This is a genomic window from Marinobacter sp. UBA3607, from assembly GCF_002375525.1.
Classification (GTDB): domain Bacteria; phylum Pseudomonadota; class Gammaproteobacteria; order Pseudomonadales; family Oleiphilaceae; genus Marinobacter; species Marinobacter vinifirmus.
Map to the genome: position 1 here is coordinate 94,015 of NZ_DFLY01000017.1, position 12,955 is coordinate 106,969.

Annotated in this window: 11 protein-coding genes; 4 read left to right on the top strand and 7 right to left on the bottom strand. The window is 61.4% G+C overall.

Annotation, left to right across the window (positions count from 1 at the left end):
* Positions 1-123 precede the first annotated feature (123 nt).
* The 7 genes from B2589_RS06670 to B2589_RS06700 all read right to left on the bottom strand — a co-directional run bounded on the left by B2589_RS06670 (position 124) and on the right by B2589_RS06700 (position 8,248).
* Entirely contained in the window at positions 124-2,112 is a 1,989-nt protein-coding gene (locus B2589_RS06670; protein WP_286816009.1) for an acetoacetate--CoA ligase, read from the bottom strand.
* Between the two features lie 16 nt (positions 2,113-2,128).
* Positions 2,129-2,908 carry a 3-hydroxybutyrate dehydrogenase gene (locus B2589_RS06675; RefSeq protein WP_199457726.1) on the bottom strand — a complete coding sequence of 260 codons (780 nt, stop codon included), beginning with the start codon at positions 2,906-2,908 and terminating at the stop codon, positions 2,129-2,131.
* A 57-nt stretch (positions 2,909-2,965) separates the two neighbouring features.
* The gene (locus tag B2589_RS06680; RefSeq protein ID WP_199457725.1) at positions 2,966-4,336 is read right to left on the bottom strand and encodes a TRAP transporter large permease; all 1,371 of its coding nucleotides are present in this window, start codon (positions 4,334-4,336) and stop codon (positions 2,966-2,968) included.
* 17 nt (positions 4,337-4,353) lie between these two features.
* Positions 4,354-4,881 (bottom strand): TRAP transporter small permease subunit, encoded by a 528-nt coding sequence (locus B2589_RS06685; RefSeq protein ID WP_228285865.1) that lies wholly within the window; start codon positions 4,879-4,881, stop codon positions 4,354-4,356.
* A gap of 170 nt (positions 4,882-5,051) precedes the next feature.
* Positions 5,052-6,137: a TRAP transporter substrate-binding protein gene (locus B2589_RS06690; RefSeq protein ID WP_199457723.1), complete on the bottom strand. Its 1,086-nt coding sequence runs from the start codon at positions 6,135-6,137 to the stop codon at positions 5,052-5,054.
* A 320-nt stretch (positions 6,138-6,457) separates the two neighbouring features.
* Complete coding sequence (locus tag B2589_RS06695) at positions 6,458-7,870, bottom strand: sigma-54 interaction domain-containing protein (RefSeq protein WP_199457722.1); 1,413 nt, start codon at positions 7,868-7,870, stop codon at positions 6,458-6,460.
* 21 nt (positions 7,871-7,891) lie between these two features.
* On the bottom strand, positions 7,892-8,248 hold the full coding sequence (locus tag B2589_RS06700) for a DUF6164 family protein (protein ID WP_199457721.1): 357 nt from the start codon (positions 8,246-8,248) through the stop codon (positions 7,892-7,894).
* An 83-nt stretch (positions 8,249-8,331) separates the two neighbouring features.
* Between B2589_RS06700 and B2589_RS06705 the strand changes: the two genes are divergently transcribed.
* The 4 genes from B2589_RS06705 to B2589_RS06720 are packed head-to-tail and all read left to right on the top strand — an operon-like array spanning position 8,332 to position 12,831.
* A complete protein-coding gene (locus B2589_RS06705) occupies positions 8,332-9,744 on the top strand; it encodes a DUF2868 domain-containing protein (RefSeq protein WP_199457720.1) in 1,413 nt (470 codons plus the stop codon).
* Entirely contained in the window at positions 9,741-11,171 is a 1,431-nt protein-coding gene (locus tag B2589_RS06710) for a GTPase/DUF3482 domain-containing protein (RefSeq protein WP_199457719.1), read from the top strand. Before B2589_RS06705 ends, B2589_RS06710 begins: the two co-directional genes overlap by 4 nt.
* A gap of 50 nt (positions 11,172-11,221) precedes the next feature.
* Positions 11,222-11,617 carry an ectoine synthase gene (locus tag B2589_RS06715; RefSeq protein WP_022990468.1) on the top strand — a complete coding sequence of 132 codons (396 nt, stop codon included), beginning with the start codon at positions 11,222-11,224 and terminating at the stop codon, positions 11,615-11,617.
* Between the two features lie 11 nt (positions 11,618-11,628).
* Positions 11,629-12,831 (top strand): CynX/NimT family MFS transporter, encoded by a 1,203-nt coding sequence (locus tag B2589_RS06720; RefSeq protein WP_286816011.1) that lies wholly within the window; start codon positions 11,629-11,631, stop codon positions 12,829-12,831.
* Positions 12,832-12,955 lie beyond the last annotated feature (124 nt).

A 12,955-nucleotide genomic window follows, 5' to 3' on the forward strand; every position in this document is an offset into this window, starting at 1 on the left:
CATCCATGGCTCCGCACAGTTTTGGGAGGGCTTTCCCCCACCGCTCATCGGACTACCGAGCTGGTTTCCGCAACCCTTTGCTCAGCGATGACGGCCGTCACTTTGTCAACAAAACACCCCTGATCATTCCGGTAACAAGCCGGCCGCAGCCAAACGCTCCCGAATCCGGTCCAGCGCTTCCGGGTTACCCAGGGCATCCCGGTTATCGGCTTTGTTCGAGCCGTTGATCAGTCGGGCGACTGCCAGCTCGACCTTCTTGCCGCTGCGGGTGTAGGGGATGTCGGGCACTTCGACGATGTGTTTGGGTACGTGCCTTGGGCTGGCGCCTTCGCGGATTCGGGTTTTCAGGGTTTTGGCCAGGTCGTCGGTGACGGTCTGGCCTTCGGCCGGGACCACGAACAACACCACTTCCACGTCACCGTCGATCTGGCGGCCGACGACGAGGCTGTCTTTCACTTCGCTGATGGTTTCGACCTGGCGGTAGATTTCGGCGGTACCAATTCTTACGCCGCCGGGGTTAAGGGTGGCGTCGGAGCGGCCGTAGATGATGGCGCCGCCGTGTTCGGTGAATTCGATGAAGTCGCCGTGGGCCCAGACGCCGGGGAAGGTGTTGAAGTAGGCGTCTTTATAGCGTTCGCCGTCCGGGTCCTGCCAGAAGCTGACGGGCATGGAGGGTAAGGGTTGGCGGCAGACGAGTTCGCCGCGGCCTTCGCTGACCGGTTGGCCGTCTTCGCCGTAGGCCACAGCATCTACCCCCAGCAAACGGCACTGGATTTCGCCTCTACGTACCGGCAGCAGTGGGGTAGACCCCACAAAGCAGCCGCAGATGTCGGTGCCGCCGGCGATGGAGCCGAGCAGGGCATTAGGGGCGCCGTCGCTGTAGATCCAGTCGTAGTCTTCCGGCAGCAGTGGCGAGCCGGTGGAGAACACCACGCGCAGAGGGTTCTGGTCCAGGGTTTTGGCCGGTTGCAGTTCGGCTTTGCGGCAGCCGGCGATGAAGCGGGCGCTGGTGCCGTAGTGGGTGACCCGTTCCCTGGCTACGGTTTCCCACAGGAAATTAAGGCTCGGGTAACCCGGGCAGCCATCCACGGTGATCACGGCGGCGCCGGTCATCAGGGCGGAGGCCTGCCAGTTCCACATCATCCAGCCGCAGGTGGTGAAGTACAGGAAGCGGTCTTCCGGGCCCACGTCGCCGTGGAGCATGAGTTCCTTGGCGTGGTTGACCAGCAAACCGGCGGTGCCGTGCACGATGCACTTGGGTTTGCCGGTGGTGCCGGAGGAATAGAGGATGTAGACGGGGTGGTCCGGGTCCACCGGGGTGAACGAGGGCGCCTGGCCTTCGCCGGCTTTCAGGGCATCGTCCCAGGTGGTGACGAGTTCGCCGGGGATCGGCGCTTCGTCCGGTAACTGGGCGATGCTGACCACGGTCTTCAGCGACGGCAGCCCGGCGATCAGTTCGGCGAAGTCGTTCTGGCGGGCGAAGACTTTGCCGCCGTAGCCGTAACCGTTCACCACGATCAGCGCCGAAGGTTCGATCTGGCCGAAGCGGTCGTTGATGGCACCGATGCCGAAGTCCGGGGAGGCGGAGCTCCAGATCGCGCCCAGGCTGGTAGCTGCCAGCATGCCGACCAGGGCTTCGTAGCCGTTGGTGACCACGCCGGCCACTCGGTCACCTTTCTGGATACCTTTGCTGCGCAGGAAGGCTTCGAGGGCGCCGGCGTCGGCTTTCAGTTCAGCGTAGGTCTTGCGCATTACCGGGCGGGTTTCGCAGTAGGCCACCACGGCTTCTTTATGGGCATGGTCGCCATCTGCCAGCCGCAGCAGATTGGCGGCAAAGTTCAGCTTCATGCCCGGGAACCATTCCGCGCCGGGCATCTCGCGATTACCCAACACGCGCTTGGCGGGGGTGTCGCAAACCAGGCCACAGTAATCCCACACCTTCTGCCAGAAAGTATCCAGCTCGGTGATCGACCACTGATGCAGGGCGTGGTAATCGGCAAAGGGGCCAAAGCCCTGTTGCTCGAGCCAGGCCTTGAACTGGCCCATGCGGGAACCGGTGAGGGTGTCCTGGTCCGGGGTCCAGACAACCGGTGATTGTTCTGTGTTGCTCATCCGTCTCTCCAGAAAATTACTGCATATGCCAGCCGTGGCTGACCACAATCGACTGGCCGGTCAGGGCAGCGGACGGGAAGGCGGCCAGATGCACTGCCAGCTCCGATACGTCTTCCAGGGTGGTGAACTTGCCGTCCACGGTGTTCTTGAGCATGACCTTGCTGATCACTTCTTCTTCGGAAATACCCAGCTCTTTGGCCTGCTCCGGTATCTGCTTGTCCACCAGCGGGGTGCGCACAAAGCCGGGGCAGATAATGTTGCTGCGTACCCCGTGCTCGGCACCTTCTTTTGCCACCGCCCGGCACAGGCCGAGCATGCCGTGTTTGGCGGCCACGTAGGGGGCCTTCAAGGGCGACGCTTCCACCGAGTGTACCGAGCCCATATAGAGCATAGTACCCCCACCCTGGGTGTACATCTGCCGCAGTGCGGCCCGGGTCACCAGAAAGGCGCCGTCCAGGTGCACGTTCATCACCTTGCTCCAGTCGGCGTAGGCCAGCTTGTGCACCGGGTCGATGTGCTGGATACCGGCATTGGCCAGGGCGACATCGAGCCTGCCCCAGTGTTCAACGATGGTGGCCACACCCTGGTCAACCGCCTGTTCGTCGGTGACATCCATGGCAAGGGCCAGGGCAGTGCCGCCGGCCTGTTCAATGGCCGCTACGGTGTCGGCGGCGCTTTCGAGGGTCAGGTCCGCCACCGCCACCCGGGCCCCTTCGCGGGCGTAATGTTCAGCAATGGCGCGGCCAATGCCCCGGCCGGCGCCGGTAATCAGGGCAACTTGATTGTGAAGACGCATGGTCACAATCTCCTTTCACGATTGGAATTGTTATTGGAATCCGCAGGGGGGGGCTGGTCAGCCCCCTCCATACACCTCGTTAGGCAGCCAGGTGGCCAGCGGCTCGAACCAGAACACCAGGGCCAGCGCCAGCAACTGCAGGGCAATAAACGGCAGCACGCCCAGGTAGATATGCCGTGTAGTGATGCCCGGCGGGCACACGCCCTTGATGTAGAACAACGAGAAGCCCACCGGCGGCGTCAGGAATGAGGTCTGCAGGCAGATGGCGAACATGATCGCGAACCACACCGGCTCCACGCCCATCTTGAACAGCACCGGCGCTACCAGCGGCAGGACGATCAGGGTAATTTCCACCCAGTCCAGGAAGAACCCGAGCAGGAAGGTGATTAACAGCACGGTCAGCAAGACCCCGGTGGTGCCAAAGGGCAGGCCGGTGATCGCGCTTTCAATGACTTCATCGCCGCCCAGCCCCCGCAACACCGACGCGAACACCGTGGCACCGATGAAGATGCCGAAGATAAACGCCGAGGTACGACTGGTCTGATACAGGGATTCTTTCAGGGTGGCCATGTCCAGACGCCTGCTGACAAAGGCCATCAGCAAAGCACCGCCGGCACCCACCGCAGAGGCTTCTGTGGTGGTAGCAATACCAAAAAAGATCGAGCCCAGTACCGCAATGATCAGCACCATGGGCGGCAGAACCGCTTTGAGCACATCCAGCCAGGCCCGGGCGTTGAGGGGCTCCCGATTTGCCGGCGCGGGTGCCAGGTCTTTTTTAATGAACGAGGCAATCAGAATGTACAGAATGTACATCGCGCCCAGCATTACACCGGGGATCAGCGCCCCCATAAACAACTTGCCCACGGATGCGTCGGAAGTGCCCAGCCGGTCCGCCATCAGCACCAGCATAATGCTGGGCGGCACCAGAATACCCAGGGTACCCACGGAACAGGCGGTACCCACGGCCAGGGATTTGTTGTAGTTGGCCTGCATCATCGGCCCGAGGGACAACATGCCCAGCAACACCACCGAGGCACCGACAATACCCGTAGATGCCGCCAGCAACACGCCCACGATCACCACGGTGATGGCATAACCGCCACGCAGCGGGCCCAGCACGCGCACCAGGCTGTGCATCAGTTTCTCGGCAATGCCGGAGCGGTCCAGCATGATGCCCATGAAAATGAACATCGGCAGCGCCACCATCAATTCGTTGGCGACAATGCCGTAGATTCTGGCATCCAGCACCCCCATGGTGCCTTGCCAGGTAAACCAGAGCGGGGAGTCGAAATACTCGACCATCACGTGTCCGACAATGGCGAACACAAGACCAATACCCGCCAGTGACCAGGCTACCGGGAATCCCAGCAGCAGGAGCACCATGAAGCTGGCGAACATGGCGATAACAAGAATCGCTTCTACACCCATGACGTCTGCCTCGTTATTCAGGGATTGGGATGGCCGGTGGACCGGCGATCGTCGTTCGGAGGGGTGACCGCCCTGGGGAAGCCAAACAACAGCGTTGTGCAGCGGGTCGCCCTGGAAAGCAGCGCCAGCATCACGAAGGCCAGGCCAAGCGGCAACATGCTCTTGAAGATAAACCGGTACGGCAGCCCACTGGGCGCCTGGGATCGTTCGTTGTAGGTCCAGGCCGTCCAGGCATAGGGCACCAGGGCATCAATCATCAGGTAGATCACCGGCAACGCCAGTACAACAGTGCCCAGCAGGTCGATCCAGGCCTGCGCCCTGGGCGAAAACTTTTCTTTCAGCACGTCTACCCGGACATGGTCATCCCGGACCACGGCGTAGCCGAGCGTCAGCATGGTGGCGATCCCGAACAGGTGCCACGACAGTTCCTCCAGAGCAATGGAGCCCTGCGACAACGCATACCGCGAAAATACGTTGATGAGCACAACAACGAGCACACCAATCCACAACCAGGAACTCAGGCGACCCACGGCCACCACCAGCATGTCCAGCCGCCAGGACAGCCCGTTGGCAGGCAATTCGATATTACCGGGGGCCGTGGATTGACTGCCCACAGACGTATTGGAATCCGTCACAATAACCTCGATTCATTCGTACGCAGGAGGGAGTTGCAGGCAGCGATCTAGCGCTGCCTGCTGCGATCATCATCCGCTGATCAGTCGTACTGGTAGAAATCCCGGGGCAGGTAGCCCTTGGAGTGCCAGATGGAGTGATGTTCCATGAAGTCTCGCTGGCTGGTCAGAACCCGCTTGAACATCGGGTCTTTGGCTGCGATCTCGTCCAGCACCTCGTTGGTGACCTTCTGCAATTCCCGCAGCACGGGCTCTGGCAGGGTCTGGGCGCTCACACCTTCTTTCTCGTAGTCGCGCAGTGCGGTTGGCTGGGCCCACTCGCTCTGGGCAAAGCCCTTGAGCGTGGCAGACTCGCACCCCATCTCCACCAGTGCGCGGGTTTGGGGTTCCAGCTTTTCCCAGGTGTCCTTGTTCACCAGCAGGTGGGAGGTGGTCAGAGTCTGGTGCCAGCCGGGCATGATGTAGTTCTTGATGATCTGGTCCAGGCCCAGCATCTTGTCGATGGCTGGCTGGGAGAACTCGGTGGCATCAATGGTCTTGCGCTCCAGAGCCTGGTAGATCTCGCCGCCAGGCACCATGGTGACAGAGGCGCCCAGCTTTTCCAGGACCTTGCCGCCAATACCGGCAAAGCGGATCTTCAGGCCGTCAAAGTCGTCCACACCTTCGATGGGCTGGGCAAACCAGCCGGCACCCTCAGGCCCGATGATCGAACAAAGCATCGGGTGAATGTTGCGCTCGGCGTAGATTTCTTCCAGCAGCTCCCGGCCATCGCCCTCGTAGTACCATGCCAGATACGCCGGTGGCTCCATGTTGAAAGGTGCACCGGAGTAGAGCGGCAGGGAAGGAATAGTGCCCTGGTCATAACCCACCCAGGTGTAACCGGCGGGGTACTTGCCGCTGCCCACGGCATCCATGATTTCAAACGGGGGAACCAGTTCGCCGGGCTCATAGTAGCGAAGCTGAATATCTCCGCCGGAAACCGCTTTGAGGTTTTCCGACAGGTGTTTGACCGGTGTGGTCAAACCGATCAGGTGCGAAGGAAAGGCGAGGGGAACCTGCCAACGAACTTTCTCGGCAGCCAGCGCGTCGCTGCTGGCCAGGCTACCGGTGATGACGGCAGCGGCGGTAATGCCATAGGCAAGGCGAGAGACATTGAACTTGATCGACATGAACTGGATCCTTCTTTTTGTTGTCATCGACCTCCCGGCACAGGGCTGGAAGGCGAGTCTGAATAGGATCAGACAACGCAGGAAAACCTGACTGACTCGATTTGGGTCCAACAATGGTGCGTCAGTTTGTTTTCAAGCGTTGTTCTGACGTCCTGCATCCGGATAACTGCACTCGTTGTGCCAAATAACACAACTGCATGATATTAAAGAGATTATGACGTCAAACGGGAATGAAAAAGAAAACAGTTGTCCGAATATCAGGACACTTCTCGCTGTAGGTCGTAGTTATATGTCCTGAATTTCGGACAACTGTCCGGATTTCAGGACATTCTGGCCAGTTTTTCGTACAGCACAGAGCGGGAAATCCCCAGCAACCTGGCCGCCCGCGTCCGGTTGCCACGGCACGCCAGCAGAGCTTCTTCGATGGCATGGGCTTCCGCCTCGGCCATCACCCGGGCCAAAGGCCGAACCCGGCGCAACGACATGCGTGGTTCGGGCCCCGCACTGGCTGCCGGCAACACCTTAAAAATCGATTCAGCATCGAGCAGGCCATCATCCTCACTCATGGTCAGGGCCCGTTCCAACAGGTTACGCAACTCCCGAATATTGCCGGGCCAGTCGTAATGGCCCAACGCGGCAATGCCCTCGTCGGTGATTTCACCGGGCAAGCCCTGGCCGTCGCAGATATCACCCAGCAGCGCTTCACACAGCACCCCCAGGTCCACCAGCCGATCTCGCAAAGGCGGTATCGAAATCTCGAGTACATTGAGCCGGTAATACAGGTCCGACCGGAAGCTGCCGTCAGCGATCATGGCGTCAAGATTGCGACTGGTGGCGGCAATAACCCGCACATCCACCGGGCTGACGGTGTTCGAACCCAGTGGCTCAATCTCCCCCTCCTGCAACGCCCGCAACAGCTTGGCCTGTAACGGCAAAGGCATATCCCCCACCTCGTCCAGAAACAGGGTGCCGCCGTTGGCGAGCTGGAACTTGCCCTCCCGGGTGCGCTTGTCTGCGCCGGTGTAGGCCCCCGGTGCCACACCGAAAAATTCGGCCTCCAACAGGTTTTCAGGCACCGCCGCCACGTTAACGCCGACAAACGGCTTGTGGGCCCTCGCGGATGCCGAGTGAATGGCCTGGGCCAGAACCTCTTTACCGGTGCCGGTTTCGCCCAGCAGCAATACCGGCACGTCACGACCCGATGCCAGCCGGGCCCGGCGCTTCACCTCAAGGGCTTGCGGGCTGGCCCCCACAAAGTCCGTCAGGTTGTAGCGGGTACCCCGGGATTTTTTGGCAAGCGCCTTGCGGGCGGCGGCCAGATCCTGATGCAGCCTGCGGAATTTGGCCACCAGAGGCGTCAGTGGCTGCAAATCGTCGTAGAGCACAAAGGCGATGGCGCCCACGATCTTGCCGTCATCGTCCTGTACCGGTATGCGTGTCACCACCAGCTGCTGGTGATTATGTTCCATGATGTCCAGCAATAGCGGCTTGCCGGAGGCGACCACCTCCGGCATTCGGGTATGGGGAATGATCCGGCGGACATCCTCGCCGATGGCAACCGACGGGGCCGGCAACTGCAGCAAATCGGCATAGCTCTGATTAATCCAGGTGATCCGGTTATCCGCATCAATGGCAATCGCGCCGGCGCTGGCCTGCTCGAACATTGGTGCCAGCGCATCGATCAACTCCCGGGTCAGTCCGGTTTTATGATTATCTGAAAACAGCTGTGTCATAGACGGCGCACCGGTACCAGGCTAGAGACGAATGAAAGGTAGCAGGCTCAACGCCAGAATAGCCGCCACTGCAATCACAGCGGCCACGAAAGTGACCGGCCGTTGGCGGAACTGGAACCAAAGGCCGGTTTCGCCCCGCGCACACCGGGCCTGATATTCCCGACGCCGGGTGGCCAGGCGCTCAGCCTGATAGCCGTCCAGCAGAGCCCGGGCCCGCCGGGCCTCGTCATCATCATGCACCCAGAAACCGCCCATGCTGATGCCCCAGCGGCTGGGTGGCGTTTCGTAATAGCGCACATCGTGCTCGTCAAACAGGGCACGAATGTCCTCGGCTTCGTCATCCGGCACATTGCGCAGGTTCATCAGGTGGTGGGGCATAGGGCTTCCCGGCTGGCTTCATGAGCGTTATTGGCTATATCCTAGCAGGAAAGCAAATCCGACCGAATTCATCAGGACACTGCATGAGCCACAACCCCCTTCGTCTGCTGCTGGATTTTGATGACCGCATCCAGCGGGACAGGGATCAAGCCCCTGCGTTTTTGCATCGCCGGGACCGGCGTTTCGCCCTGGACTGCGAGCAACAGGGCATACAGCCCGATGCCGCACACTGGCTGGCACACATGCAGCGGCTCAGTGGCCCCGGTGGCGTGCGTGCGCAGGGCCGGGCGCTGCAACAGCGCTGGCGCCGTATCAATGGCGGCTTTGCAGCAGCAGGGGCGGTGTTCGGCATAATCACCATGGCCGGCCTGTTGTTCTACGATGGCGGCCAGCGCATCAATGTCACCGTACTGCTGGCGTTTGTTCTGCTGCAATTGCTACTGGCGTTGGCCACCACCGTGCAATCCCTGGCGGGCTGGCAGCCCTGGCGCTGGCTGCAACGGCGACTGCAAAAACAACCGCCCGGCGCCACCCTCGCGCAGCTGCACCCGGTTTTGATGGCCCGGGCTGCCCACACCGGCGGCACCCTGTTTGCCATCACCGGCCTGATAACGCTGCTGGTAATGCTGGTCATTCAGGATCTGGCCTTTGGCTGGAGCACCACACTGGACACCGCCGCTCAGGGGTATCACCGGCTGATCCAAGTGGTTGCCGGACCGTGGAGCTGGCTGTGGCCTGCGGCCGAGCCCTCCCAGGAACTGATCGACGCCACCCGATTCTTCCGCGCCGACCCGGGCAGTGCCGGCACCGCGCCGGCACAATGGGGGCAGTGGTGGCCCTTTGTGGTCATGCTGTGGCTGACCTGGGTGCTAATGCCGCGCCTGCTATTACTTGCCTTCAGTCAGTGGCTGGTCCACCGCAAGGCGTTCAGCCTGCTGCAACGCCACCCGGGCATGCAGGCGCTGCTGTACCGCATGGAAACGCCGACGCTGGACACCGGCAACCAGCACAACGATGCCGACGATCTGCCCGACACCACCACCCGCGCCAAACCCGGCGAACTCCAGGACGCGCAACATCTGGTCTGCTGGGCCGGTGCCGGTGATCCGGAATTGCCGCAGCCACTGCTGGCCAGTAACAGCCAGATTTACAAAGCGGGGGGGCGGTCCTCGCTGGCCCAGGACGACCAGGTGCTGGCAACGCTTACCCAGGCGCTGTCCGGGGAAACCTCACCCGCGGTGGTACTGATCACCCGCAGTTGGGAGCCACCTACCGGTGAACTCCATGACTTTCTCGATCAGGCCCGGGAACAGTGGCCAGCCGGCACCAAAGTCATCCTTCTGCCCCTTGCCGCAGACGCCAACCGAATGCCGCCAGACCACCTGATTCAACCCTGGCTGCGATTTACCGAAAGGCTACCGGCCGGCTTTGCCTCCGTGGCCCTGATGCCTTCGTTACCGGAAAACCCCTATCAAACTGGACATCCACAATCATGAAGCCGTCTCCGGTATTTGCTGTGGTAGGCCATCCCAACAAGGGCAAATCCAGCGTTGTGGCGACCCTCTCCCAGAACGATGCCATCGCTATCGCCCTCGAACCGGGCACCACCCGCGCCCATCAGGCCTACCCATTATCCGTGGATGGTCGCACGCTCTACACCCTGGTGGACACCCCGGGTTTCCAGCGACCACGGCGGGTGCTGCAATGGCTCGAAGCCCACAGTCTATCGGCCTCCGATCATCCGGACACGGTAAGGGCCTTTGTACTCCAGCATCAGGGCGATGACCGCTATATCGACGAGTGTGAATTGCTGGCTCCGATTATCGAGGGTGCCGGCATCATCTACGTGGTGGACGGATCGGTTCCCTACAGTGCCGAGCACGAAGCCGAAATGACCATTCTGCGATGGAGCGGCCGGCCCAGCCTGGCGTTGATCAACAGCATTGGTGCCGACGACTACAGTGACACCTGGCAATCGGCACTCGGTCAGTTCTTCCAGGTTGTGCGCAAGTTCGATGCCGTTCGCGCCCCGTTCGAGCAACATCTCAGCCTGTTACGGGCCTTTGGCCAGCTCGAACCGGACTGGGAACACCCCCTGCAACAGGCCACGCAGCTGCTGTCAGAACAACGCAGCCAGCGCCGGCGCCAGGCTGCCAGCGTGATGGCCCGGGCACTGGAAGACCTGATGAGCTACCAGGAAAAACGCACACTGACGCTCGACCAGGTTGCCGGCACCAGCGATGCCACCCTGGCCGAAACCTTGAGAGACCGCTGGTATAAACGCCAACGACAACGGGAGCAGACCCTGCGCGTGGACATCGAACACCTGTACCAGCATCAACGTATCCGGCGCCAGGAAGCCGAACTGCAATGGGCCAGCCAGCACGACCTGTTTTCCGAAGACACCCGCAAACACTGGGCTGTGAGCAAGCGCTACCTGGCCACTGCCGGTTTCGGTGCCGGAGCCGTTGGTGGTGCGGGGATTGATGCCATGACACTGGGCTCCTCTCTGGGGGCAGGCGCCCTCGTCGGCGGCTTACTGGGCGCTGCCGGCAGCTACTTTTACGGCGACCGGCTGCTGTTGCCGGCGCTCAACATCCGGCCCTTGAAAGACGGACTGAAAGCCGCCACTTTCGGCCCGGTTCAAGACAGTCAGTTCGGCTATGTGGTATTGGGGAGAGCCGTCGATCACTGGTGGCATATCAACCACCGCAACCACGCCGGGCGGGATCTGCTGGAACTGGAACCGGCGGACCATCACTGGCTGGAACGGCTCGACAAAAACGCCCGCCGGGAGATCCAGAAAGCGTTCGACCGATGCCGGAAACAGGGCGCTCTAAGCCCTGCTCAAAAACAGAATTTCGCGCAGGCAATCGAGCAGGCCATGTCGGTATACGACGATTGGCGGTTGAATCGCGACTGACGGGCATGTTTATACTGTATGGCTATTCCATCACCAAATGAGGAATGCGAATGAAAATCGTACGAGTGCAAGACATCATCGGTACCGAGCGCGAAGTCAGCGCCCAGCAATGGACCAGCCGCCGCCTGCTGCTGAAAAAGGACGGTATGGGTTTCTCTTTCCATGAAACCATCATCCCGGCCGGCACCGAGCACACCTTCTGGTACAAGCACCACCTGGAAGCGGTTTACTGCGTAGCCGGTAACGGCCGCATCAAGGACCTTGCCACCGGTGAAGTGCACGAAATTACCGACGGCACCCTGTACGCCCTCGACAAGCACGACCGTCACACCCTGTACGGCGGCACCGAAGACATGCGCCTGATCTGCGCCTTCAACCCGCCGGTTACCGGCCAGGAAGTGCACGACGAAGACGGCGCCTATCTGCCGGACACCAGCGAAGACTGATTCGCACCATCGTGGCAAGCAACTCCGCCGCGACCACACCGCCACCGCCAGCCAGGCTGCTGCCGGTGGCGGTGCTGCTTTGGCTGGCCGGTGTTTACCTCCGGGTACCTATACTGGTCGCCCCACCGCTGGCACCGTTTATTGCTGACGAGCTGGCCCTGAGCCAGGCCCTCACCGGTGCCCTGACCACCCTGCCCATCCTGATGCTCGCCATCGGCGCCATGCCCGGCTCCCTGGCCATCTCCCGCATCGGCCCCCGAAACACCCTGGCCATAGCCATGGTTATTATGGTGATCGGTTCCGCAGGCCGGGGCCTGGTGCCCGACACCTTCACCCTGATGCTCGCCAGCGCCGTGATGGGGCTGGGCGTTGCCATGATGCAACCGGCACTGCCAGCGCTGTTACCGCGCTGGCTGGAACCCCACCACATTGCCATGGGCTCTGCCATCTACATGAACGGCATGCTGATGGGTGAATTCATCGGCGCCGGCATCACCCTGCCGGTACTCATGCCGCTATTGGACAACAGCTGGCGTGCCACCCTGCTGGTATGGTCGCTACCGGCACTGCTGGTAGCCGCCACCCTGTTCCTGCCCAAACGGGACATGGCCCGCCCCGTACGCCGCGCCGCCTGGCTGCCAGACTGGAAAAACCCGCTTACCCTGCGCATTGGCCTGCTACTGGGCCTGTCCGGCTCCATGTTCTTTGGCCTCAATGCCTACATGGGCAACCTGCTGGAACAGCAGGGCAAAATCAGCATGCTCTCCGAAGCCCTGTTCTGGTACAACATTGCCCAGGTATTCGCCTCCCTGGTCGTGCTCAAAATGGCCCGCCGCTGGGTAGGCAGCCGCACCACCATCGTCATAACCGCGGCCCTCAGCATCCTCGGCACCACCGGCACCGTGTTCCTGGAAGGCTGGTGGTTCATCGCCAGTGCCACCGTCATGAGCTTCGTCGCCGGCATCCTCCTGATCCTGCTCGTCGCCCTGCCACCGCTCCTGGTCAGCTCCGCCGAAACCGGCCGCCTCTCCGCAGGCACCTTCCTGGTGGGCTACACCATGGGCTTCTGCGTGCCCATGCTCGGCGGCCTCATCGCCGACACCACCGGCGACCCCAGACACGCCATCATCACCATGATCGCCTACAGCGTGCTGGTCCTGCCCCTCGCGTTCACCCTGGACCTGGAACGAAAAAAGGACCAGCCCGAAAGCTGATCCTTTTTTTCCTTCCAATATCCAACAGCCGTGCCGGCTCCCCGCAAAGAGCTAGCAAGCCGTGGGGCGGGGGTGAGCTTTCCGCCGGAAAAAAGATGTCTGAGCGAAGCGAGTTGTTTTTTCC

Excerpts from the sequence above, each read along its gene's own strand:
- B2589_RS06685 (WP_228285865.1), bottom strand. The coding sequence starts at position 4,881 with ATGCTGGTGGTGGCCGTGGGTCGCCTGAGTTCCTGGTTGTGGATTGGT.
- B2589_RS06695 (WP_199457722.1), bottom strand. The coding sequence starts at position 7,870 with ATGACACAGCTGTTTTCAGATAATCATAAAACCGGACTGACCCGGGAG.
- B2589_RS06690 (WP_199457723.1), bottom strand. The coding sequence starts at position 6,137 with ATGTCGATCAAGTTCAATGTCTCTCGCCTTGCCTATGGCATTACCGCC.
- B2589_RS06670 (WP_286816009.1), bottom strand. The coding sequence starts at position 2,112 with ATGAGCAACACAGAACAATCACCGGTTGTCTGGACCCCGGACCAGGAC.
- B2589_RS06705 (WP_199457720.1), top strand. The coding sequence starts at position 8,332 with ATGAGCCACAACCCCCTTCGTCTGCTGCTGGATTTTGATGACCGCATC.
- B2589_RS06680 (WP_199457725.1), bottom strand. The coding sequence starts at position 4,336 with ATGGGTGTAGAAGCGATTCTTGTTATCGCCATGTTCGCCAGCTTCATG.
- B2589_RS06715 (WP_022990468.1), top strand. The coding sequence starts at position 11,222 with ATGAAAATCGTACGAGTGCAAGACATCATCGGTACCGAGCGCGAAGTC.
- B2589_RS06675 (WP_199457726.1), bottom strand. The coding sequence starts at position 2,908 with ATGCGTCTTCACAATCAAGTTGCCCTGATTACCGGCGCCGGCCGGGGC.
- B2589_RS06710 (WP_199457719.1), top strand. The coding sequence starts at position 9,741 with ATGAAGCCGTCTCCGGTATTTGCTGTGGTAGGCCATCCCAACAAGGGC.
- B2589_RS06700 (WP_199457721.1), bottom strand. The coding sequence starts at position 8,248 with ATGCCCCACCACCTGATGAACCTGCGCAATGTGCCGGATGACGAAGCC.